The sequence below is a fragment of the Variovorax sp. 05N34 genome (genome assembly GCF_056397405.1).
In genome coordinates, this window is record NZ_JBFTNI010000007.1 from 393650 (window position 1) to 415141 (window position 21492).

Sequence of the window (21492 nt, forward strand, 5' to 3'; positions counted from 1 at the left end):
GCCCCAGTCTAAAGCGACGTCTCACCTTGTCTTCGACCACTCGCCCCGCCGTCGTCACCGCCGGTTCCTTCCTCACCCTGCACTACCGGCTCGCCGGCCCCGCGGGCGACATCATCAACACCTTCCAGGACAAGCCCGCGACGCTGTCGCTCGGCACCGGCGAACTCTCGCCCGCCATGGAGCAGCGCCTGATCGGCATGGAAGAGGGCACGCACGCCACTTACGAGCTGCCGGCCGGCGACGCCTTCGGCGAACGCAATCCCGAGATGCAGCAGTGGGTGGCGCGCAAGCTGCTCGCGCAGATGGGCGATCCCGACGAGCAATACGCCGTCGGCGACGTGGTGCAGTTCCCGACCCCCGACGGCACCGGCAGCTATGCGGGCGCTGTGATCGAGTCGAGCGACTCGGCCGTCCGCTTCGACTTCAACCATCCTCTCGCGGGTCAGCCGGTGACCTTCGAGGTCAAGCTGATTGGCGTGCTGTGAGCGGCGTCGAAGAAGTCATCCTTGCCGAGCCGCGCGGCTTCTGCGCGGGCGTGGACCGCGCCATCGAGATCGTCGAGCGCGCCATCGCGAAGTTCGGCGCTCCCATCTACGTGCGCCACGAGATCGTGCACAACACCTTCGTGGTGAACGAGCTCAAGGCGAAGGGCGCGGTCTTCATCGAAGACCTTGCGGAAGTGCCCCCCGGTTCGACGCTGGTCTTCAGCGCCCATGGCGTCAGCAAGGCCGTGCAGGCTGAAGCGCGGGAGCGTGGCTTCTACATATTCGATGCCACCTGTCCGCTCGTGACCAAGGTCCACGTCGAAGTCGCCAAGCTCGCGAAGGAAGGCTATGAGTTCATCATGATCGGCCACAAGGGCCATCCTGAAGTCGAGGGCACGATGGGTCAGCTTTCCAGCGGCATCCATCTTGTCGAGGACGTGGCGGATGTGGCGAGCGTCTCACCGGCACAAACGGAAAAGCTCGCGGTGGTGACGCAGACCACGCTTTCGGTCGACGACGCGGCCGAGATTTCCGCCGCCGTGCGCGCGCGCTTTCCGAGCGTGCGCGAGCCCAAGCAGCAGGACATCTGCTACGCCACACAGAACCGCCAGGACGCCGTGAAGATGCTGAGCCCTCAGGTCGATCTGGTGATCGTGGTCGGCAGCCCGACCAGTTCCAACAGCAATCGCCTGCGCGAGCTGGCGCAGCGCCTGGGCACCGAAAGTTACATGGTCGACTCGGCCGCCGAACTCAAGCCTGAATGGTTTGACGGCAAGATCCGGGTCGGCTTGACCGCAGGCGCCTCGGCCCCCGAGGTGCTGGTGCGCGACGTGATCGACCGCATCAAGGCGCTCGGCGCCGTGTCGGTGCGCAAGATGGACGGCATACAGGAAACCCTCAAGTTCCCGCTGCCGAAGGGCCTGAAGCTCGACGACATTCCTGCGCCGGGGCATATTTCGTGAGYGGCGTCAAGACGGGCTGGCGCGCCGAGATCGAAGCCGCCGCCGCGCGCATGCAAGACCGCGTGCCAGGCTTTCTGCGCGAAACGCCGCTTTGGAAGCTCGATGGCTCCGCTCTGGGTATGAGCGTGAAAGGCGTGGAGATCTGGCTGAAGCTCGAACATCTGCAGACCAGCGGGAGCTTCAAGGCGCGCGGCATGATGAACCGGCTGTTGGCCAACGACATACCGGCGAGCGGGGTCATCGTTGCCTCGGGCGGCAATGCGGGTATTGCGACGGCCGCCGCGGCACAGGCACTCGGCGTGCATTGCGAAGTCTTCCTTCCGATGGTTTCGCCCGAAGCCAAGCGCGCGAAACTGCGCTCACTCGGCGCTGAGGTGGTGGTCGGCGGCGAAGCGTATGCGAACGCGCTCGCTGCCTGTCTGGAGCGCCAAGGCGCCACAGGCGCATTGCTCACCCACGCCTACGATCAACCCGAAGTGGTGGCCGGCGCAGGCACGCTGGGGCGTGAGATCGAGCGCCAGGGTGGTCTGCCCGACTCAGTGCTCGTCAGCGTCGGCGGAGGTGGCCTGATCGGTGGACTCGCGGCATGGTTCGAGAAACGTGCGCGCGTCGTCGCACTCGAACCTGAGCGTGCGCCGACGCTGTTCCGTGCTCGCGAGGCTGGCCAGCCGGTCGACGTCGAGGTCGGCGGTATCGCAGCCGATTCGCTCGGCGCAAAGCGCATCGGCGCGATCGCGTGGGACGTCACGCAAGGCCATGTGCGCGATGCGCTGCTGCTGTCGGACGACGCGATCCGGGCGGCGCAGTCGTGGCTTTGGAAGGAACTGAAACTTGCCGTCGAACCCGCCGCTGCCTTGCCGTTGGCCGCATTGCAATGCGGCGCCTACGCGCCGCGAGAAGGCGAGAAGATTTGCCTGATCGTTTGCGGTGCCAACGTCGATCCAGCTACTCTGGGCTGAGAGCTCAGCCCTGCGCTGGTGCCTGCTGGCAGTTCACCATCCAGGGCACGCCAAACTTGTCTTCGAGCATCCCGAAGCCGGCTGACCAGAAAGTGGCGCCGTAGGGCATCGTCACCTTGCCGCCTTCGGACAGTGCCTTGAAGAGCTGTTCGCCTTCCTTCACGTCCTTGGCTTGGACCGAAAGCGAAAAGCCTTTGAAGCCTTCGAAGTTGTACCCCGGTGGTGCATCGGACGCCATGATCTGCTGACCGCGCGCGTGCAGCGTGGCATGCATGATCTTGTTCTTGAAGTCCGCCGGCATCTCCGCACCCATGGGGCTTTCTCCGAAGGTCATGCTGAATGCAATGTTGCCGCCGAGGCACTTGGCGTAAAACGCGAATGCTTCGGCCGTGTTGCCGTTGAATGTCAGATAGGCTTCCATGCGATCTCCTTGAGCTGAAGTGGTCGGGGGGAACGATGCTACGCGCACCTAAAATCGCGCAATGCTCGATATCACTCTGTTACGCAAGGACCTCGCTTCGGTGGTCGCGCGCCTCGAAACGCGCAAGAAGAACCAGCCCTACCTCGACGTGGCAAGGTTCAGCGCACTCGAAGCCGAGCGCAAGACCTTGCAGACCCGCACCGAGGAATTGCAAGCCCGCCGTAACGCCCTCAACAAGCAAATCGGCCCGTTGAAGGCCAAGGGCGAATCGGTCGATGCGCTGATGACGGAGGTCAACGCACTCAAGGCGGAGCAGGAATCCTCGGCCACGCGTCTCGACGAACTCCAGCCTGAACTGCATGCATTGCTGTTGGCCGTGCCGAACCTTCCGCACGCCAGCGTGCCGGTCGGCGAGGACGAAGCGGCCAACGTCGAAGTCCGCCGATGGAGCCCGAAGAGCGGCGCCGGCGGTTCCGCAGCGCCGCTGCCATTCGCAGCCAAGGATCACGTCGATCTCGGCACGCCGCTCGGGCTCGATTTCGAGACCGGCGCCAAGCTTTCCGGCTCGCGCTTCTCCGTGATGAAGGGCCCGATCGCTCGCCTGCATCGTGCGCTCGCGCAGTTCATGCTGGACATCCAGACACAGCAGCACGGCTACACCGAGTGCTATGTGCCGTACATCGTCAACGCCGACACGCTGCGCGGCACCGGTCAGTTGCCCAAGTTCGAAGGCGATCTGTTTGCTGCGAAGAAAGGCGGTCAGGACGGTGAACCGGCACCTGATCATTCGGCGCTTTACCTCATCCCGACGAGCGAGGTCCCGCTGACCAACTTCGTGCGCGACGAAGTGGTGGCGGAGGCCCAGTTGCCGATCAAGCTCACCGCTCACACGCCATGCTTTCGGTCGGAAGCGGGCAGTGCCGGCCGCGACACCCGCGGAATGATTCGCCAGCATCAGTTCGACAAKGTCGAGATGGTGCAGATCACCCATCCCGAGAAGAGCTACGAGGCGCTCGAAGCGATGGTGGGCCACGCCGAGGCCGTGCTCCAGGCGTTGGAACTGCCGTACCGCGTCGTGCTGCTGAGCACAGGGGACATGGGTTTTGGTTCGACCAAGACGTACGACCTGGAAGTGTGGCTGCCGGCGCAGGACACTTATCGCGAAATCAGTTCGGTCTCCAATTGCGAAGCCTTCCAGGCGCGTCGACTGCAGGCTCGCTTCAAGAATGCACAGGGAAAGAACGAACTCGTGCACACGCTCAACGGCTCGGGTCTGGCGGTGGGGCGCACGCTGGTTGCGGTTCTGGAGAACCATCAAAAGGAAGACGGTTCGGTCAATGTGCCGGCTGCATTGCGGCCCTATCTGGGCGGCCTCGAAGTGCTGCGCGGCTGAGAAAACGCGCTTTTTGGTCTGCTAGAATCGCGGGCTCGACAGACACCGGAGAGGTGGCAGAGTGGTCGAATGTACCTGACTCGAAATCAGGCGTACGTGCGAACGTACCGAGGGTTCGAATCCCTCCCTCTCCTCCAAACAAAAGCCCCGACAGCGAAAGCTGCCGGGGCTTCTTGTTTTGGGCCGCGCGGAGAAAAGCGCCCGCTCAGGCCGCCGTCATATCCGCGCTTTCAATACGTCGGGCGTACGCAGCAAGCACGATCCGTTCGGAGTGCACCAGATAGTCGCCAAGCTCGTTCGAAGCCTTGGCAAATTCCCCCGCTTCGGCCAGTTCCAGGATCTTCATGTTCATGTCGACGTACGGCGCGTGCAGGAATTCAGGGTCCTGCAGCAGCCCGAACGCGAGCCGCAGTTCGGCCAGCACCTGCGCGAACATCAGGTTGAGGCGCTCACTGTCGGCCAGCTGGACGATCGACATGTGAAAAGCCATGTTCGCTGTGCCGACGCCCAGCCAGTCCGATGCAGTGCGGCTGCGCATTCCCGCTTCGACCGCTTCTCGCATGCGTGCCTTGGCGGGGTGGCGCGGGTACGCCTGCCGGAGGGCCTGGCATTCGATGAGCCGGCGTACACGGTAGATGTCGATGATGGACGCGATGCTCGGGATCGCTACGAACACACCTCGGTTGGGCGCGTGCTTGAGCAAGCCGTCCTTGGTCAGAACCCGGAACACCTCTCGCAATGTGTTGCGGGAGATTTGGAGCCTTTCGCTCAGGGCTTGCTCCGACAGGCGTTGGCCCGGTGAAAACTCACCCTGGGTAATCATCCCGCGAAGCTGCTCGGCCACGCGCTCGCCGAGGGTCAGGAGAGTCGATGGCACCGGCGCGATTTGTGTCATTGATGGCATGGAGAAGTTGCCAGCGGTTGTAGCAGATCAGTGAGTCACGCACGCATCTCCCGCAACCCTAGCGCGGGTTTGCACCAATGATTTGCGACGAATGATGGATCAACAATCAATGTATTGTTCAACAATGTCATAGATTTAAACCAGTCAATGAGAATTCTGGTTGATCGAATGGCACGCATTTTGCGACGGCTGGAGCAGGTCCTGTTCTTTTCCTGCCTCATTTAAGGAGCGATCCCATGGCGAGCGACATTCATCTTTGGCCCCTCATCGGCGTGGCCGTGATCATTGCGGGCTTCATCCTGCGCTTCAATCCGATGCTGGTCGTGATCGTGACCGCGGTCGTGACGGCCTTCGCTGCCGGTTTTCCGATCGAAAAAATCCTCGCGACGATCGGTACCGGCTTTGTGAAGACACGCAACCTGCCGCTGATCATCCTGTTGCCGTTGACGGTGATCGGCTTGCTGGAGCGACATGGGCTTCGCCAGCACGCACAAGACTGGATCAGCCGCATCAAATCGGCCACCGCCGGGCGGCTGCTCATCGTCTATCTGGCCGCGCGGCAGCTGACGTCGGCCGTCGGATTGACGAGCCTCGGCGGCCATCCGCAGATGGTCCGGCCGCTGCTCGCGCCCATGGCCGAGGGCGCCACCGAAGCGCGCTATGGCAAGCTGCCCGAAACCGTGCGCCACAAACTGCGCGCGTACGCCGCTGCGACTGACAACGTCGGTCTGTTCTTCGGCGAAGACATGTTCGTGGCCTTTGGCGCGATCGTGCTGATGACCACTTTCCTGCACGAAGCGGGCATCGACGTCGAACCCATCCACGTGGCCTTGTGGGGCATCCCGACCGCGATTTCGGCATTTGTGATCCACGCGTGGCGATTGCGCAGGCTCGACAAATCGCTGGCCGCCGAACTGGCAAAGAACCCTGCCGGTTCGGAGTCCGAAGTGGCGCCAGCCGCCATCAGCAAGCAGGGAGTCTGATCATGCTGTCCATCGTTCACCTCTACTACCTGGTCGGCGCGATCCTGGCGCTCACGGCGATGATGACGCTGGCCGACCGCCGGCATCCCAAGCGCTACTCCAGCGCATTGTTCTGGGGCCTGTATTCGCTTGTGTTCCTGGTCGGCGACCAATTGCCGCCGGTGTGGGTTGGCGTGGGTGCCATCGTGATGGCGCTGATCGCCGGATTCGGCGGGGTCGGCATGGGCCATCATGTGACCCGCTCGGCCGCCGAGTATGCCGCCAGTGCCAAGCGGCTGGGCAACAAGCTCTTCGTGCCGGCGCTGGCGATTCCGTTGCTGACCATGGCTGGAACGCTCTCCGCGAGCCACCTTGTCGTCGGCGGCGTGCCCTTGCTGGACCCGAAGAACACGACGCTGGTGAGCCTGGGTGTGGGGTGCATCGTCGCGCTCGGCCTGGCCTGCTGGCTGACCCGCGAGACGCCTGCGCAGGCGATCCGCGAATCGCGCCGGCTTACCGATGCGCTCGGCTGGGCGCTGGTGCTGCCTCAAATGCTGGGCATGCTGGGGCTGGTGTTCTCGGACGCGGGCGTGGGCAAGGCGGTGGCATACCTCACGACCAGCTACATCAACATGGATGTGCGCTTCGTTGCCGTGGCCGTCTTCGTGATCGGCATGGCGCTGTTCACCGTCATCATGGGCAACGGCTTTGCGGCGTTTCCGGTGATGACCGGCGGCGTGGGCGTGCCGATTCTCGTGGGCGTGTATCACGGCAATCCGGCGGTGATGGCCGCGATCGGCATGCTGTCGGGCTATTGCGGGACGCTCCTGACGCCGATGGCCGCCAACTTCAACATCGTGCCGGCCGCGCTGCTCGAACTGCCCGACAAGAACGCGGTGATCCGTGTGCAGGTGCCCACGGCGCTGATGCTGCTCACCGTCAACGTTTTCCTGCTCTACTTCCTCATGTTCCGCTGAGGGCCATGCCATGAAACACCTACCCGAATCGGAGCGCCGCGTCCTGGTGACGGGCTTCGAGCCCTTCGAGCGCGATTCCGTCAATCCTTCCTGGGAAGTGGCCAGGGCACTGGACGGCTGGGTCTGCGAAGGCGCTCAAGTCAGGGCGGCACAGTTGCCGTGCGTCTTCGGAAAAGCCATCGAACGGCTCGACGATGCCTTAGCCGAGCACCGGCCGACACTGGTCGTGGCACTGGGGCTCGCGGGCGCCCGCATCGATGTTTCGCCTGAGCGCCTGGCGATCAATGTCGACGATGCCCGCATCCCCGACAACGCGGGGCACCAGCCCATCGACGTGCCGGTGGTGCCGGGTGCGCCGGCGGCCTACTTTTCGACCTTGCCGATCAAAGCCATCGTGCGCGACATCCGTGCGGGAGGCGTTCCGGCATCCGTGTCCAACACCGCGGGCACCTTCGTCTGCAACCATGTCTTCTACGCACTGATGCATCGGCTGACCACGCGGCCGGAACTTGCCGGCGCACGCGGTGGCTTCGTCCATCTGCCTTGCCTTCCGGAGCAGGCGGCCCGCATCGCGGGAGCGCCCAGCATGGCGCTCGCGACGCAGATCGAAGGCGTGCGCACACTGGTGCGAACGGCACTCACCGTGCATGAGGATGTGCGGGAGACCGGCGGCCAGCTTCATTGACCATTCAGGGGCTACGAATGAACATCGACTTGAACAGCGACCTCGGCGAGAGCCTGGGCGCGTGGCGCATGGGCGACGACGACGCCATGCTCGACATCGTGAGCAGCGCGAACGTGGCTTGCGGCTTCCATGCCGGCGATCCGGCCGGCATTCTGCAGACCGTGCGGCGGGCGAAGGCAAAGGGAGTCGTGGTGGGCGCGCATGTGTCCTATCCCGACCTCGTCGGCTTCGGGCGCCGTGCGATGGATGTGGCGAGCGCCGATCTGCAAGCCGACGTGATCTACCAGATCGGCGCCCTCCAAGGTCTCGCCGCAGCGGCCGGCACCCGGGTGCGCTACGTCAAGCCGCACGGCGCGCTGTACAACACCATCGCGCATGACCAGCGGCAGGCCAACGACGTCATCGCCGCGATCCGCGAAGTCGATGCCGGACTGACCCTCGTCGCACTGGCTGGTTCGCCGTTGCTCGACTGGGCGCGCGCCCAGGGCCTGCACGTGGTGGCTGAAGCTTTCGCCGACCGGGCCTACATGCCCGACGGCTCGCTGGTGTCGCGCCGCCAGGCCGGCTCGGTGTTGCACGACCCGAAGGAAGTCGCCGAGCGCATGCTGCGCCTCGCGCAGGAAGGCGTGGTCACGGCCATCGACGGCAGCACGGTGCGCATCCAGGCCGATTCGGTTTGCGTTCACGGCGACAGCCCTGGCGCGGTGGAGATGGCGCGACAGGTGCGCCGGCTTCTCGAAGGCGCCGGCATCGTCGTTCGCTCTTTCGCCGGCGTCGCGGACTCGAACCAGGGGGCGTGATGCGCTTCCTCCTCGTCAACCTCGACGCTGTGCTCGTCGAGCTGGAAGACCTGTCGCAGACGCTGGCGTTGCTGGCTTCATTGCAGGCTGAGCCGATCGCGGGCGTCGACGACATCGTGCCTGCGGCTCGCACGCTGTTGGTGACCTTCCGGCCCGCCGCTGTCTCGCTTGCGGAGCTCATCGAGCGCATCGGTGTTCGCCGCCTGGACGCGCGCGTCGAAGCCATGGGCGAACGCATCGAGATTCCCGTCACATACAACGGCGAAGACCTGGAAGAGGTCGCCGGCTTGCTCGGCATCTCGCCGCAAGAGGTCGTGCGGCGCCACACCGGCAGCGACTACACCGTGGCGTTCACCGGCTTCGCGCCGGGCTTCGCTTATCTGAGCGGTGGCGATGCGAGCTTGAATGTGCCCCGTCGCGCAACACCGCGCACGCGGATTCCGGCGGGGGCGGTGGGCTTGGCGGGCAGTTTCAGCGGTGTCTATCCGCAGGCGAGTCCGGGCGGCTGGCAAATCATCGGCGTGACGGCAACGCCCATGTGGGATCTCTCGCGTGAGCGACCCGCGCTGTTGCAACCCGGCCAGCGCGTGCGTTTCGTCGATGCGGGGCCGCAGACAAGCGCGTCGACAGCGCCCGCTGTGCCAAAGGTAGCGAGGAGCGAGCCGCTGTCCACTGCTTCGATTGGCGGCAGTGCGCTGGAAGTCCGGCAGAGCGGGCTGCAGGCGCTCTTTCAAGACCTGGGCCGTCACGGCCAAGCGGGGCAGGGCGTTTCGACTTCGGGTGCGATGGACCGTGCTTCGCTGCGTGCAGCCAATCGACTGGTGGGCAATCGCTCCGATGCAGCCTGCGTGGAGGCCGTCTACGGCGGCTTGCAACTCGTTTGTCGCGGCGATGCGGTCGTGGCCGTCGCGGGCGCGCAAGGTCCACTTGAACTGCTCGCCAGCAATGGATCGGGGTGGCCCGTGCCGCGGCATGCGCCCATCGCGCTGTCCAACGGCGACGCCCTGCTGATCGGCGAGCCGAGCGCTGGCATTCGCTCGTATGTGGCGGTGCGCGGTGGCTTTGCCGTGGCGCCGGTACTCGGCAGTTGCGCAACCGACACGCTGGCGAACATCGGCCCCCGGCCGCTTGCGGCCGGCGACCTGCTGCCGATAAAGCTGCCTGCGGCCGGCGCTGTGGTGGGATCGCCCGAACCAGTGCCGGCCGATCTGCCGATGCTTGGCGAAGTCGTGACGCTCGATGTCGTGATGGGTCCGCGCACCGGCTGGTTTACGCCGGAGTCCCTCGAGCTTCTGGGCACGCAGATCTGGACCGTCACGCCGCAATCCAACCGCGTCGGCGTACGCCTCTCGGGCGAACAACCGCTCGCGCGCACCGCGGCGATGCAAGGCGCCGAACTGCCCAGCGAAGGGACGGCCCTTGGTGCGCTCCAGGTGCCGCCCAACGGGCAGCCCGTGCTGTTCATGGCCGACCATCCGCTGACCGGCGGCTATCCCGTCATTGCGTCCGTCGCCAGCTATGACATCGATCGTGCGGGCCAGTTGCCGATCGGCGCCCGCGTTCGCCTTCGCTCGATTCCGCCCGATTTCGCTCGTCAACTCTTAACGCCATGAAAAAAGTCCTCATTGCCAATCGCGGTGAAATCGCCGTGCGCATCGTGCGCGCCTGTGCCGACTACGGCGTGCAATCGGTCGCCGTCTATGCAGACGCCGACATCGATGCGCTGCACGCCCGCATGGCCGACGAGGCACACGGGCTGGGCGGCGACAGCCCGGCCGACACCTACCTGAGCATCGACAAGCTGCTGGCAGTCGCTGCGCGATCCGGTGCGGACGCGGTGCATCCCGGCTACGGCTTCCTCTCGGAGAGCGCGGCCTTCGCGCAGGCGGTGATCGATGCCGGCCTGACATGGATCGGCCCGCCGCCGACCGCGATCGCGCTGCTCGGCGACAAGGTGCAGGCGCGGAAGATCGCGCTGCAGGTCGGCGCGCCGCTGGTTGCCGGCACGGCCGATCCGGTGAGCGGCGCGCAGGAAGTGCTCGCCTTCGCTGAAAAGCATGGTCTGCCGATCGCGATCAAGGCGGCTTTCGGCGGCGGTGGCCGCGGGCTCAAGGTGGCCTGGCGCATGGATGAAGTGGCCGATCTTTTTGATTCCGCAGTGCGCGAAGCAGTCACGGCGTTCGGCCGGGGCGAGTGCTTCGTCGAACAGTTCCTCGACCGGCCGCGCCACATCGAGGCGCAAGTGATTGCAGACACGCACGGCCATGTGGTCGTGCTCGGCACGCGCGATTGTTCCCTGCAGCGGCGCAACCAGAAGCTGGTGGAAGAGGCGCCCGCCCCCTTCCTCGACGAAGCGCAACGCCAGCGCATTCACGAGGCCGCGCGCGATGTCTGCTCGAAAGCGGGCTACGTGGGCGCAGGCACGGTCGAGTTCCTGCTCAGTGCTTCGGGCGCTGTGTCCTTCCTCGAAGTCAACACGCGGCTGCAAGTCGAGCATCCGGTGACGGAGGAAACCTGCGGAATCGATCTGGTGGTGGAGCAACTGCGGATTGCCGATGGACATCCGCTGTCAGTCACCCAGACGCCCACGCCGCGCGGCCACGCGATCGAATTCCGCATCAATGCCGAAGACGTGGGGCGCGGTTTTCTGCCTTCGCCGGGCCTTGTGGTCGCCTTCGAGGCGCCGACAGGACCGGGCGTCCGCCTGGACACCGGCGTGGTGTCCGGCTCGACCGTGCCCGGCACCTTCGATTCGCTCATGGCGAAGTTGATCGTCACTGGCGCCACTCGCGCGCAGGCCATCGCCCGCGCGCGGCGCGCCTTGGCGGAGTTCCGCATCGAAGGCGTGGCATCGGTGTTGCCGTTTCATCGCGCGGTCGTGGCTCACGCGGACTTCACCGGGAGCGATGGCTTCAAGGTGCATACGCGCTGGATAGAGACAGACTTTGCTGCCGAACTGGCTGCAGCGGCGCGTCCGGAGCCTTTGCCCGCGACGGCGCTGTATCGCACGGCCATGGAAATCGACGGCCGCCGCGTGGCGCTGGGCTTGCCCGCCGAATTGCTGCGCGGGCTTCAGTCTGCCGGCGCCGCCGATGCCTCCTCCGGGCCCGCACCGGAATCCTCACCGCAAACCGATCCGTCCAGCGTCACCGCTCCCGTTTCAGGAACCCTGCGCGCGTGGAAGAGCGAGGAGGGCGCCGAGGTTGCCCAAGGCGAAGTGATTGGCGTCATGGAGGCAATGAAGATGGAAATGCAGGTCTGCGCACACCGTGCCGGTCGGCTCGTGCGCACCATGCAGGCCGGCGCATACGTGAACGTCGGCGCGGTCATCGCGCGGATCACGTGACGGTCGATGCGACCTTCTGGCGCGACGCCCCTGGCATGGCCATGTCCTCTGGCGTTGCGAGCGCAAAGATCGCGCGGGCGACGGACTTGTGTTCCATCACGCGCAGTTCGAGCTCGTGAAGGATGCGCGCAAGCTCGACCTGCGTGGGCTCGCCTGCGATCACGACCCGTGCGGCGACGAGCAGACGGTCCGGCCCGACGAATTCCGCGAAGAAGTACGTCACCCGTTCCACGCGAGGATCCTTCTCGATCGCTTGCACCGCCATTGCGCTTCGTTCGTCCGACAGCGGCACGCCGGCCAGGTAGCGGCGGTTCTGGTTGATGAGGAACAGGCCTGCGACGCCCATCAAGAGCCCGATCAGGATCGATCCCATCGCGTCGTAGACCGCCTTGCCGGTGAGCTGATGCAAGGCCATGCCCAGGCCGGCCACGACGAGCCCGACGAGCGAGATGAAGTCGCCGATCACGACTGCGCGCAACTGGGAATCCGAGGTGTCGAACACGTGCTTGAAGATGCCCGAGTTTCTCTCGGCGGCGCGCGCTCGCACGAAGCGGACGGCCCGCAAGAACGACACCTGCTGGAGCACGAAGGACACGCCGATGACCGCATAGCCGAATCGATAGTCGTTCGGCGTCTCGGCGCTGCCGAGCTGGGTGATGCCGCGCCAGATGGCGATCTGCGCCCCGACGACGAACATGACGATGGACGCGAACAGCGACCACACGAAGGACTCGCGGCCATATCCCAGCGGGTGTTCGGAATCAGCAGGGCGGCGGGCGGCCAGGTAGCCGACCACCAGAAAGATCTCGGAGACCGTGCCGATCCACGAATGCACGGCTTCTGCCAGCATCGAGACCGAGCCGGTGGACGCGGCCGCCGCCGTCTTGCATGCAGCAACGAATGCACTGCCGGCGAAAGCGATAGCGATCGTGACTCTGAGTTGGCGCACCTGAACGTCCGTGCCCAGGCGGCGGTGGAAGCGGCTGAACTCCCTCATGGTGGATCCAGGATTGATGGTCGCCAACTTTAAGCGCACCGGCCGAATGCTTGCCGGCCTGACCACTGGCTGACATACCCCGCCGGCACGCGGGGCCTCCTTCGCGCCCGTCATGGAGGTGAAACAGGGTTGCCGCAAGATGGGCGCGTAGACAGTCGATCGGCGCTGGTAGGGGATGCTGCGGCGACCATTCGGATCCGGATGGTTCCCCGATGCCATCGACTGTCGTTGTTATCCTATGGCTTATGCCCGACTCATTACTTGCGCCAGACCTTCCGGTCGGCTGGACCTGCAGGATCGACCTGAATTCCACACCCGAAGGCACGTACTCCGGCAAGGCCGAACTGAGATTCGAGGGCGAGCAGCGCTGTGTCCTCGTCATCGCCCAGCAACCGAGCCGCGAAGCGGCGTTGCATCGCGTCAAGATCCGCGCTGAATTCTTCGTGTCCGAATGGACGTCCCGGTCACACACGGGCAATACCGGCTTCAGCGAATTGGACATCTGACGGCCGACGCCTTGACGGCCACGGCCCGCGTTGTGCGAACGCGACGCTTTCGGGAAGGTCTGCGTCAAAGACACCAGTGCGGGCAATTAAGATCGAGCACGTGGCATGCCGCTCCGTTGAGTGGGTGGTCTGCGACTGGATGCAGGGCCCCTCGCGAGGGGCCTTTTTTGCGCCTGACTGATTGGGGGGCAGTAATGCCATGATGGGAAATTCGTCGTTCGCAGGTCTGGGCAATTCATCCTTTGCGAGTCTCACGCCGGCGCCTGCTTCCGCCGACGAAGCCGAACCGTGGGTTCGCGGCGAGTTGATTCGCAGCCTGATGCGGGCATCGCGCGGCTCATACCTGCTGGCCGCGGCGTTGATGCCCGCCATGGTGGGCTTGAGCTGGGGCTATGTACCGAGTTGGCAACTGATCGCGTGGCTGTGCATCGGCATTGCCGCCACCGGTTGCCGCATCTGGGGCGAGCAGATCTACGCGCGCCACTACGCCGATCGCGATTCCGCCGCGCAGCAGTATTTCGTCGACCACTATCGCTTTCTCTGGAGCACCAGCTCGTTCGCCTGGGGCTTGTCGATCCTGATCTTCTTCGAGCGCACGCCGCTCGTGAATCAGTTCATGAGCTGGCTGATCGTGGCCGGCGTGGCGACCTTTCCGCTCAACGGGCTCGCGCTGCATCCACCACTGCTCAAGCGCTACGTCAATACGCTGTTCTTCACGATGCTGGCCGCGATCATCCTTCGGATGATCGAGCTCAACTTCGAGCGGCCGCATTTTCATTACGGCTTCCTGATGTTGCCGGGCCTGCATTGGTGGCTGCTGCTGAGGGCCGGGCGGCGCATCCACGAGACTGCGCGCAACAGCTTCGAACTGCTGTTCCACAACCACATCCTGATCAACTCGCTGACCCAGCAGCGTCAGGCCGCCGTATCTGCAGTGGCAATGAAAAACCGCTTTCTCGCCAGCGCGGCGCACGACATGCGGCAACCCGTGCTGGCGCTCTCGCTCTACGCCGACTGGCTGCGCAACGAGCCCGAACTGGTGGCGGAGATCGCGCCCAAGATCGTTCGCGCGACGCATGCCGTGAATGCGCTCTTCGATTCGCTGTTCGACCTTGCGCGCATCGATTCGGGGCAAGTGAGGCTGCATATCGAGCGCGTCGATGTTGCGCAGCTGCTGCATGACCTGGAGCTGCAATACCGCCCCGTCGCCGAAGCCAAGGGCCTGACTTTCAGAATCCACGTGACGCCCGGGACGGTGCTGACCGATCCGATCCGCGTGCGCCGGATGATCGGCAACCTGCTGGCCAACGCCATCAAGTACACGGCCGAAGGCGGCGTCCTGCTGGCGTCGAGACAAACGCGTGACGGCCTGCGGGTGGAGGTTTGGGACACGGGTATCGGCATCGCGCGGGAGCACTTGCGCGACGTGTTCCTGGAGTTCTACAAGGTGGCCGACCATGCCGGTACTTCCGACGGCTTTGGTCTCGGCCTAGCCATCGTGGCCCGGCTCTCGCATGCCCTGGGCCATCCGGTCAGCGTTCGGTCTCGGCTGGGCCGTGGCAGCGTTTTCCGCGTCGCATTGCACGACGCTGATGAATCGCAAGCCCAGACGAGGATTTCAGGCGCCGTCGGCTGACATTGCCGCTGGCGCGGGTGTTGGGCGTTGCCCCGTGTCAGGGGCAAGCCTGGGTCAACTGGACGAGGACAGCAGTCCGTTGGTGCGCGCGTGGTGCAGGGCCTGGGTCCGGCTTTTCACGCCGAGCCGACGGAACAGGCGCCACAGGTGCACCTTCACGGTGTGCTCGCTGATGTCGAGCTCGGTGGCAATGTCGCGGTTGCTCATGCCTTGGTCGAGCATCGCAATCAGCTGGGTCTGGCGCTTCGACAGCTTGCTGTTGGTCGCCGCCACCGGCTCTTCGGCATCCGAATCGGCCATCAGGAGGCCGCGCAGCGCGGCGGTGAGTTCGGCCGAACTGGCGGATTTCTCGATGTAGGTGTCGGCACCGGCTTCGATGCAAGCTTCTTCCATATCGGCCGAGGGCGATGCGGAGTAGACCGCGATCGGCACGTCCGGGTAGACCTGCTTCACCGCGACCACACCGGAGACTCCGGTCGTGTCGGGCAGTTTCAGGTCCAGGCAGAACAGCCCTGGAGCGCCATGCTGCTTGACCGCGCCAGCGAGCTTGTCGAGGCGTTCGAGCTCGACGATGTTTTCGGCAGGTCGAAGGCGCCGAAGCACCATCACGATGGCGTCGCGCATCAGGGGGTGGTCATCGATGACGTAGATACTCATGGTTTTCTCACTGTGTCCGCGGGCCGGTGGACTGAATTCCGGCGCCGCTCAATTGCTGTCACTTTAATTCAACCTTCGCTCGCTGCGTCGGCAGCCAACGCCTCCAGCGCGGCCGATGCCGCACCCATTTTCTCGTTGTCGATCGGTTCAAGTTGTTCGGCCAGCTGCGCCAGCGCCGCGCCCCGTTGTTCCTTCAGCGAGGCGATCGCGCGGCCCGCCTCCTGCGGCGACGCGAATCCACGGCTTTGTACCAGCTGTGCGCCGCTTGCGTCGAGGAACTTGAAATAGAAAAGACCGTCGCGCTCCCGGTATTGCTTGAAACTGGGTCGCGAGACTTTGGCCGCCTTGGGCGCGGCGGCGCTCTTGCCGCTGGCGGCAAGATTGCGCAGCCCGACGGCCTGGCGCAACTCGGCAATGAACGGACGCGACAGTGCGCGTGCCTTTTCGGCGCCGGCGCGCAGGATCTTCTCGATTTGCGCCGGGTCGTTGATGAGGTCGTCGTAGTGCTTGCGCATCGGCGCGATTTCGCGGTCGATGCGTTCGAACAGGATCTGCTTTGCGTCACCCCATGCAATGCCGTCGGCGTAGGCCTTGCGCAGCGATTCGGTTTCTTCGTTGTCCGCAAAGGCCTGGTAGATCTGGAAGAGCGCCGAGCCCTCGGTGTCCTTGGGCTCGCCGGGCGCGCGGGAATCGGTCACGATGCCGGCGATCAGCTTCTGCAACTGAGCGCGCGGCGTGAAGAGCGGGATCGTGTTGTCGTAGCTCTTGCTCATCTTGCGGCCATCGAGGCCCGGCAGCGTGGCCACGGCTTCGTCGATCTCGGCCTCCGGCAGGGTGAAATGCTCGCCGTAGAGGTGATTGAAGTGCTGCGCCATGTCGCGCGCCATCTCGATGTGCTGGACTTGGTCGCGGCCCACCGGCACCTTGTGCGCGTTGAACATGAGAATGTCGGCGCCCATGAGCACCGGATACATGAAGAGTCCCGCCGTCACGTCGGCATCGGGGTCTTCACCCTTGGCGACGTTCTTGTCGACCGATGCCTTGTAGGCATGGGCCCGGTTCAGCAGGCCCTTGCCCGTCACGCAGGTGAGCAACCATGTCAGCTCCGGGATTTCGGGGATGTCGGATTGCCGGTAGAACGTGACGCGTTCTGGATCGAGGCCGCAGGCGAGCCAGGTGGCGGCGATCTCGAGCGTCGAACGCTGGATGCGCGCAGGCTCGTCGACCTTGATGAGCGCGTGGTAATCCGCGAGAAAGTAGAAGCTCTGCACGTCTGCACGGCGGCTGAAGCGCACGGAATGGCGCACCGAGCCGACGTAGTTGCCCAGGTGCGGCGTGCCGCTGGTGGTGATGCCCGTGAGAAAGCGAATGGGATCGGGATTCGAAGAGGAGGCCATGGAGAAGACTCAGCGGATCAGGGCGACGACGGGTGTGAGCAGCAGGTTCACGGCCTCATAGCCGAGGGCCATCAATGGACGCAGCCAGTAGTTGCTCAGGACGCCGGCGAGGACCAGTCCCATCACGATGAAAAAACCATAGGGCTCGATGCGAGCCAGGAAGTTCTGCGCGGCTCCGCGAGGCAGCAGCCCCGCGAGCACGCGACCACCGTCGAGCGGTGGCAGCGGAAACAGATTGAAGGCCCACATCACCAGATTGACCAGGACGCCTCCCTGCGCCATCTTGACGAAAAAGGTTTCATTGATGCCCGCGCCGACGAGCCCGACGAGGAACAGCCCCCACAAGATCGCCTGGATGAAATTCGATGCGGGGCCGGCCAGCGCCACCCAGACCATGTCCCGCTTCGGATTGCGCAGCCGCCCGAAATTGACGGGGACCGGCTTCGCATAGCCGAACAGGAACGAGCCCGATGTCGCGAAATAAAGCAGGAGCGGCATCAGGATGGTGCCGACCGGATCGATGTGCTTGAAAGGGTTGAGCGTGACGCGCCCGAGCACATAGGCCGTGTTGTCGCCCAGGTAGCGGGCAACGTAGCCGTGCGCGGCTTCGTGCACGGTGATGGCGAAGATCACGGGCAACGCGTAGATGAGTACGGTTTGAATGAGATTGGATATATCCACCGGCGGATTGTCTCAGACGCCCGGAATGCCCCTCGGGCGACTCAAAGGCCGAGCACCGCGAGCGATCCGCGGCCCTGCCGCACCAGCAACGGATCGCCGCCCGTGCCCATCGGCGTGAGGTCGACGACAGTCGTCGGCTCCGAAGGGCAGGCGCCGGAATCGATGACCGCGCCGATCTGCTTTTCGAAGCGCTCGCGGATCAGCGCGGCGTCATTCAGTGCCTCGGTTTCGCCGGGCGGGATGAGCGTGGTGGCCAGCAGGGGCTCGCCGTGCAGCGAGAGCAATTCGCAGAGCACCTTGTGGTCGGGCATGCGCAGGCCGATGGTCTTGCGCTGCGGATGACTCACGCGGCGGGGCACTTCCTTGGTGGCTTCGAGGATGAAGGTGTAGGGGCCGGGCGTGGCCGCCTTCAGCAGCCGGTACTGCTTGTTGTCGACCCGCGCATAGTTGGCCAGTTCGCTCAGGTCGCGGCAGATCAAGGTCAGGTGATGCTTCTCGTCCACCTGGCGGATGCGCCGCAACTGGTCGACCGCATCCTTGTCATCAAGGTGGCAGACGAGCGCATAGCTGGAGTCCGTCGGCACGGCGACGATTTCACCGCGCGCGAGCAGTGACGCCGCTTGCTTGAGCAGCCGCTGCTGCGGATTGTCAGGATGAACTTCGAAGAATTGGGCCATGGGACCGGGGGCGAGAGCGGGGACGGGTAAGAGGGCGACATTCTGCCGCGAGAACGGCGATCACGATTCCGCCGGCTCGATCGGCACCCGGCGCTCGCGCACGGTGAGCCACGCGCCGGCCGCCCCGCAGACGGCGATCATCGCCATGCCGGAAAGCGAAAGATGGTCCGGAACGTGCGAGAACATCACCCATCCGCCGATCATCGCGAAGGCGATTTGCGCATAGAGATAGGGCGTGAGCGTCGATGCCGGCGCGCGCTGGTAGGCGAGGATGAGGATGAAATGGCCGACCGTCCCCATGAAACCCATGAGGCAAAGCAGTGCCCACCAGTGCCATGACGGCAGCGCAGTCCACGCAAAAGGCACCGCGAACGACGCCAGCAGCGTGCCGACCCAGCCGGTATAGAAATGCATCGTGAGCGGGTTTTCCGTCTGTGCGAGCTTGCTGGTCAGCACCTGGAACCACGCGTTGGTCAGTACCAGGCCAATGGGCAGCAGCATCGCCCAACTGAAAGCGTCTCCGCCCGGCCGCAGGATCACGAGCGTGCCCGTGAAGCCGCCCATCACCAGACCCCAGCGCAGCGGCGAGACGTGTTCTTTCAGGGTGGTCGCGGCCAGCAGCGTGATCACCAGCGGCGCGATCAGCACGATGGAAGTGAACTCTGCCAGCGGCATGTAGCGCAGGCTGAAGAAGGCCAGCGTGCTCGATACCAGCAGCAATGCGCCGCGAAGCAATTGATAGCGTGGATGACGTGTGCGCAAAAGCGCTGTGCCGTGCGTGGGAAGCAACACCAGCGTGGTCGCGATCGCCTGGAAGGCATAGCGGACCCAGACGCCCATCAGGATCGGGACTGCCGCGGTCGACAGCTTGGTGGCGGTGTCCAGCGTCGCGAAACAGGCAACTGCGAGCAAGACAAGTCCGATGCCGGCAAGGATGCGCTCGGATTCGATGTCGCGGGTGCTCTTTTGTGCGACGGTGGCGCCGCTGTCTAACGCGCTCACTGGATACGGCTCTCCAGCAACTCCCAGACGGGCGTGAGTTTTCCAGGCAGCCAGGGCAGCTTGCCCAGGTCGCAATGGCTTTCGCCCGGGCTGTGGAAGTCGCTGCCGCGCGAGGCGGCGAAGTCGAATTCCAGCGCCTTGTCGGCGTATTCGACGTATTCGGCGGGGGTGTGGCTGCCGGTCACGACTTCGATCGCGCGGCCTCCGTGGGCCTTGAACTCGACGAACAAGGCGTATTCCTCGTTCGCGGTGAACTTGTAGCGGCCGGGATGGGCGATCACGGCCAGGCCATTGGCCCCCGTGATCCAGTGAACCGCATCCTTGAGGGATGCCCAACGGTGCGGCACGTAGCCTGGCTTTCCTTCGGTGAGGAATTTGCGAAACACCTCCGAGGTGTCACGGCAGTGGCCGGTCTCCACCAGAAAGCGGGCGAAGTGGGTGCGTGAGATCAGTTCGGGATTGCCGACGAACTTGAGCGCGCCTTCGTAAGCGCCATGGATGCCGACCTTTGCCAAGCCTTCAGACATCTCCTGGGCGCGCTTTCCTCGGCCGCCCCGGGTGTCGTAGAGGCCCTCGGTCATTGCCGCGTCCTCGGGGTCGAAGCCCAATCCGACGATATGCACGGTTTCGCCGGCAAAGGTGACAGAGATCTCCGTTCCGGTGAGGTACTTCATGCCGTGTGCGCGGGCTGCGGCTGCGGCGCGGTGCTGGCCGCCGATCTCGTCGTGATCGGTCAGCGCCCAGAGTTCGACGCCGTTGGCGGCCGCCCGCGCTGCGAGTTCCTCGGGGGTCAGCGTGCCGTCGGAAACGACGGAATGGCAATGCAGGTCGGCGTTCAGGATGGAAGTCACGCCGCGATCTTATTCCTTCTCGATATTGCCTGCAGGGCGCGTGGCGTCTGAGGCAGGTGCTATTGAATGCATAGCAGTGAATGCCGATGGCTCAGCGCTTCTTGCGAAACGCCAGCCAGGCCGCGGCTGCCGTGAAGGTGACGACGATGCCGACCACGATCCAGAAGCCGTGCTTGTGGTCGGCCAGCGGTATCCCGCCGACGTTCATGCCGAACAGTCCGGCCAGGATGTTGATGGGCAACGCCAGCACTGTCACCACAGTCAAGACGAAGAGGCTGCGGTTGTTGTCCTCGTTCACGTTGTCGGCGATTTCTTCCTGCAGGAGCTTGATGCGCTCCTGCAGCGCAGCCATGTCACGCAGCACCACCGAGAACTCTTCGGTCGCGCCGCTGAGCTCCTGCGCGTCGGCCGCATCGATCCAGGCGGGCGGATTCTGGAGCAGGCGAAAAAGAGCAGCCGGCTCCGGCGCGAGCAAGCGCTGCAGCCGTACCAGCACCCGGCGCAGCATGCCCAGCTGGGCGCGCTTGTGGACCAGCCGGCCGGTGAGCAGTTCGTCCTCGATCGCGTCTACGCGCGTCGTCACGCCGCGAACGACCTTGACTAGCACGTCGGCCTGCGCGCGAAGCAGATGTTCAAGCAATTCGGTGCTGGACCGCGGCGCGTCGCCGGCCTTGACGGCCGTTCGCAACGCATCGACCGATCGCAGCGGCTGGGCGCGCGCCGTGACCACCAGTCGTGGGCCCACGCTGATCCAGAGCGTCGAGATGTCCGATGGCTCGAAGCTGAAATCGAAATGCACGTCGTTGATGACCGCGATCAGCGAATCGTCGGCGCGCTCGATGCGGGTCGAATGCAGCCCTTCCTTCAGCGTCTCGAAGAACACATCCGACAGGCCGGCATGTCTCGCCAGCCAGCGTTCCGACTGCGCATGGCTGAGATTGAAGTGCAGCCACATGTAGGCGCCGTCCGTGCCTGCATCGCCTGCGGCTCGATCCGCAAGCCATCGGGCCGCTTGTGCCGAGCTGACTGCGCAAGCCGGCGTGGTCGCGGCCTGGCCGAACAAGTAGCCGTAGATCAGACCGGCTTCATCGCTGCCGTAGGCGCCGGTCGGCCAATCCTGAAGAAGTGCCAAGGTCGAGGGTCAGAACAGATGGGTGTGACGGGTGTGACGGGTGTGGGGCCAGTCATGGTCCT

Annotated in this window: 22 protein-coding genes and 1 tRNA gene; 13 read left to right on the forward strand and 10 right to left on the reverse strand. The window is 64.7% G+C overall.

Annotated features, from left to right (window positions below; all coding sequences use genetic code 11):
* Positions 1 to 26 precede the first annotated feature (26 nt).
* Genes AC1DMA_RS20955 through AC1DMA_RS20965 form a run of 3 tightly spaced genes read left to right on the forward strand, consistent with a single transcriptional unit; the run spans position 27 to position 2406 of the window.
* The gene (locus tag AC1DMA_RS20955; RefSeq protein WP_478125584.1) at positions 27 to 485 is read left to right on the forward strand and encodes an FKBP-type peptidyl-prolyl cis-trans isomerase; all 459 of its coding nucleotides are present in this window, start codon (positions 27 to 29) and stop codon (positions 483 to 485) included.
* Positions 482 to 1447, forward strand: a complete 966-nt coding sequence (gene ispH / locus AC1DMA_RS20960; RefSeq protein WP_478145382.1) for a 4-hydroxy-3-methylbut-2-enyl diphosphate reductase — start codon at positions 482 to 484, stop codon at positions 1445 to 1447. The genes AC1DMA_RS20955 and ispH overlap by 4 nt, the downstream gene beginning before the upstream one ends.
* Before the next feature lie 29 nt (positions 1448 to 1476).
* Entirely contained in the window at positions 1477 to 2406 is a 930-nt protein-coding gene (locus AC1DMA_RS20965; protein WP_478145406.1) for a threonine/serine dehydratase, read from the forward strand.
* A gap of 4 nt (positions 2407 to 2410) precedes the next feature.
* Here the strand turns inward: AC1DMA_RS20965 and AC1DMA_RS20970 are convergent, their stop codons facing one another.
* The gene (locus AC1DMA_RS20970; RefSeq protein ID WP_478125586.1) at positions 2411 to 2827 is read right to left on the reverse strand and encodes a VOC family protein; all 417 of its coding nucleotides are present in this window, start codon (positions 2825 to 2827) and stop codon (positions 2411 to 2413) included.
* A gap of 61 nt (positions 2828 to 2888) precedes the next feature.
* Between AC1DMA_RS20970 and serS the strand changes: the two genes are divergently transcribed.
* Entirely contained in the window at positions 2889 to 4220 is a 1332-nt protein-coding gene (gene serS, locus AC1DMA_RS20975) for a serine--tRNA ligase (RefSeq protein ID WP_478145383.1), read from the forward strand.
* Between the two features lie 47 nt (positions 4221 to 4267).
* Positions 4268 to 4357: transfer RNA gene (locus tag AC1DMA_RS20980), tRNA-Ser, on the forward strand.
* Between the two features lie 68 nt (positions 4358 to 4425).
* Here the strand turns inward: AC1DMA_RS20980 and AC1DMA_RS20985 are convergent.
* Positions 4426 to 5115, reverse strand: a complete 690-nt coding sequence (locus AC1DMA_RS20985; RefSeq protein WP_478145407.1) for a GntR family transcriptional regulator — start codon at positions 5113 to 5115, stop codon at positions 4426 to 4428.
* 245 nt (positions 5116 to 5360) lie between these two features.
* Between AC1DMA_RS20985 and AC1DMA_RS20990 the strand changes: the two genes are divergently transcribed.
* Genes AC1DMA_RS20990 through AC1DMA_RS21015 form a run of 6 tightly spaced genes read left to right on the forward strand, consistent with a single transcriptional unit; the run spans position 5361 to position 11894 of the window.
* Entirely contained in the window at positions 5361 to 6107 is a 747-nt protein-coding gene (locus AC1DMA_RS20990) for a DUF969 domain-containing protein (RefSeq protein WP_478125588.1), read from the forward strand.
* Positions 6107 to 7063: a DUF979 domain-containing protein gene (locus AC1DMA_RS20995; protein WP_478125844.1), complete on the forward strand. Its 957-nt coding sequence runs from the start codon at positions 6107 to 6109 to the stop codon at positions 7061 to 7063. Before AC1DMA_RS20990 ends, AC1DMA_RS20995 begins: the two co-directional genes overlap by 1 nt.
* 10 nt (positions 7064 to 7073) lie before the next feature.
* On the forward strand, positions 7074 to 7748 hold the full coding sequence (pcp, locus tag AC1DMA_RS21000; protein ID WP_478125589.1) for a pyroglutamyl-peptidase I: 675 nt from the start codon (positions 7074 to 7076) through the stop codon (positions 7746 to 7748).
* A gap of 17 nt (positions 7749 to 7765) precedes the next feature.
* Positions 7766 to 8548 (forward strand): LamB/YcsF family protein, encoded by a 783-nt coding sequence (locus AC1DMA_RS21005; RefSeq protein WP_478125590.1) that lies wholly within the window; start codon positions 7766 to 7768, stop codon positions 8546 to 8548.
* The gene (gene pxpB / locus AC1DMA_RS21010; protein ID WP_478145384.1) at positions 8548 to 10161 is read left to right on the forward strand and encodes a 5-oxoprolinase subunit PxpB; all 1614 of its coding nucleotides are present in this window, start codon (positions 8548 to 8550) and stop codon (positions 10159 to 10161) included. The genes AC1DMA_RS21005 and pxpB overlap by 1 nt, the downstream gene beginning before the upstream one ends.
* Positions 10158 to 11894, forward strand: coding sequence for an acetyl/propionyl/methylcrotonyl-CoA carboxylase subunit alpha (locus AC1DMA_RS21015; RefSeq protein WP_478145385.1), 1737 nt, complete (start codon positions 10158 to 10160; stop codon positions 11892 to 11894). The genes pxpB and AC1DMA_RS21015 overlap by 4 nt, the downstream gene beginning before the upstream one ends.
* On the opposite strand, the gene AC1DMA_RS21020 is transcribed toward AC1DMA_RS21015, so the two are convergent.
* Positions 11887 to 12891 carry a cation diffusion facilitator family transporter gene (locus AC1DMA_RS21020; RefSeq protein WP_478125592.1) on the reverse strand — a complete coding sequence of 335 codons (1005 nt, stop codon included), beginning with the start codon at positions 12889 to 12891 and terminating at the stop codon, positions 11887 to 11889. The genes AC1DMA_RS21015 and AC1DMA_RS21020 overlap by 8 nt on opposite strands.
* Before the next feature lie 245 nt (positions 12892 to 13136).
* On the opposite strand from AC1DMA_RS21020, the gene AC1DMA_RS21025 reads away from it, so the two are divergent.
* Positions 13137 to 13397, forward strand: coding sequence for a hypothetical protein (locus AC1DMA_RS21025; protein ID WP_478125593.1), 261 nt, complete (start codon positions 13137 to 13139; stop codon positions 13395 to 13397).
* Between the two features lie 199 nt (positions 13398 to 13596).
* Positions 13597 to 15033, forward strand: a complete 1437-nt coding sequence (shkS, locus tag AC1DMA_RS21030) for a surface-behavior sensor histidine kinase ShkS (protein ID WP_478125594.1) — start codon at positions 13597 to 13599, stop codon at positions 15031 to 15033.
* 54 nt (positions 15034 to 15087) lie between these two features.
* On the opposite strand, the gene AC1DMA_RS21035 is transcribed toward shkS, so the two are convergent.
* The 7 genes from AC1DMA_RS21035 to AC1DMA_RS21065 form a co-directional block, all read right to left on the reverse strand.
* The gene (locus AC1DMA_RS21035; protein WP_478125595.1) at positions 15088 to 15690 is read right to left on the reverse strand and encodes a LuxR C-terminal-related transcriptional regulator; all 603 of its coding nucleotides are present in this window, start codon (positions 15688 to 15690) and stop codon (positions 15088 to 15090) included.
* 68 nt (positions 15691 to 15758) lie between these two features.
* Positions 15759 to 17087 carry a tryptophan--tRNA ligase gene (locus tag AC1DMA_RS21040; RefSeq protein ID WP_478125596.1) on the reverse strand — a complete coding sequence of 443 codons (1329 nt, stop codon included), beginning with the start codon at positions 17085 to 17087 and terminating at the stop codon, positions 15759 to 15761.
* A gap of 9 nt (positions 17088 to 17096) precedes the next feature.
* Entirely contained in the window at positions 17097 to 17768 is a 672-nt protein-coding gene (locus tag AC1DMA_RS21045; protein WP_478145386.1) for a site-2 protease family protein, read from the reverse strand.
* Between the two features lie 41 nt (positions 17769 to 17809).
* Entirely contained in the window at positions 17810 to 18445 is a 636-nt protein-coding gene (locus AC1DMA_RS21050) for an L-threonylcarbamoyladenylate synthase (RefSeq protein WP_478125598.1), read from the reverse strand.
* A 60-nt stretch (positions 18446 to 18505) separates the two neighbouring features.
* Positions 18506 to 19447: a DMT family transporter gene (locus AC1DMA_RS21055; RefSeq protein ID WP_478145387.1), complete on the reverse strand. Its 942-nt coding sequence runs from the start codon at positions 19445 to 19447 to the stop codon at positions 18506 to 18508.
* On the reverse strand, positions 19444 to 20298 hold the full coding sequence (locus tag AC1DMA_RS21060) for a 3',5'-nucleoside bisphosphate phosphatase (RefSeq protein WP_478125600.1): 855 nt from the start codon (positions 20296 to 20298) through the stop codon (positions 19444 to 19446). Before AC1DMA_RS21060 ends, AC1DMA_RS21055 begins: the two co-directional genes overlap by 4 nt.
* Before the next feature lie 91 nt (positions 20299 to 20389).
* A complete protein-coding gene (locus AC1DMA_RS21065) occupies positions 20390 to 21430 on the reverse strand; it encodes a transporter (RefSeq protein ID WP_478145388.1) in 1041 nt (346 codons plus the stop codon).
* Positions 21431 to 21492: the final 62 nt, after the last annotated feature.

What these genes read in the sequence shown, in the direction of transcription:
- AC1DMA_RS21005 (WP_478125590.1), top strand. Translation starts at nt 7,766, where the DNA reads ATGAACATCGACTTGAACAGCGACCTCGGCGAGAGCCTGGGCGCGTGG.
- AC1DMA_RS20990 (WP_478125588.1), top strand. Translation starts at nt 5,361, where the DNA reads ATGGCGAGCGACATTCATCTTTGGCCCCTCATCGGCGTGGCCGTGATC.
- AC1DMA_RS20985 (WP_478145407.1), bottom strand. Translation starts at nt 5,115, where the DNA reads ATGACACAAATCGCGCCGGTGCCATCGACTCTCCTGACCCTCGGCGAG.
- AC1DMA_RS21020 (WP_478125592.1), bottom strand. Translation starts at nt 12,891, where the DNA reads ATGAGGGAGTTCAGCCGCTTCCACCGCCGCCTGGGCACGGACGTTCAG.
- AC1DMA_RS21035 (WP_478125595.1), bottom strand. Translation starts at nt 15,690, where the DNA reads ATGAGTATCTACGTCATCGATGACCACCCCCTGATGCGCGACGCCATC.
- AC1DMA_RS21040 (WP_478125596.1), bottom strand. Translation starts at nt 17,087, where the DNA reads ATGGCCTCCTCTTCGAATCCCGATCCCATTCGCTTTCTCACGGGCATC.
- AC1DMA_RS21050 (WP_478125598.1), bottom strand. Translation starts at nt 18,445, where the DNA reads ATGGCCCAATTCTTCGAAGTTCATCCTGACAATCCGCAGCAGCGGCTG.
- pxpB (WP_478145384.1), top strand. Translation starts at nt 8,548, where the DNA reads ATGCGCTTCCTCCTCGTCAACCTCGACGCTGTGCTCGTCGAGCTGGAA.
- AC1DMA_RS21015 (WP_478145385.1), top strand. Translation starts at nt 10,158, where the DNA reads ATGAAAAAAGTCCTCATTGCCAATCGCGGTGAAATCGCCGTGCGCATC.
- shkS (WP_478125594.1), top strand. Translation starts at nt 13,597, where the DNA reads ATGATGGGAAATTCGTCGTTCGCAGGTCTGGGCAATTCATCCTTTGCG.
- AC1DMA_RS21025 (WP_478125593.1), top strand. Translation starts at nt 13,137, where the DNA reads ATGCCCGACTCATTACTTGCGCCAGACCTTCCGGTCGGCTGGACCTGC.
- AC1DMA_RS20970 (WP_478125586.1), bottom strand. Translation starts at nt 2,827, where the DNA reads ATGGAAGCCTATCTGACATTCAACGGCAACACGGCCGAAGCATTCGCG.
- pcp (WP_478125589.1), top strand. Translation starts at nt 7,074, where the DNA reads ATGAAACACCTACCCGAATCGGAGCGCCGCGTCCTGGTGACGGGCTTC.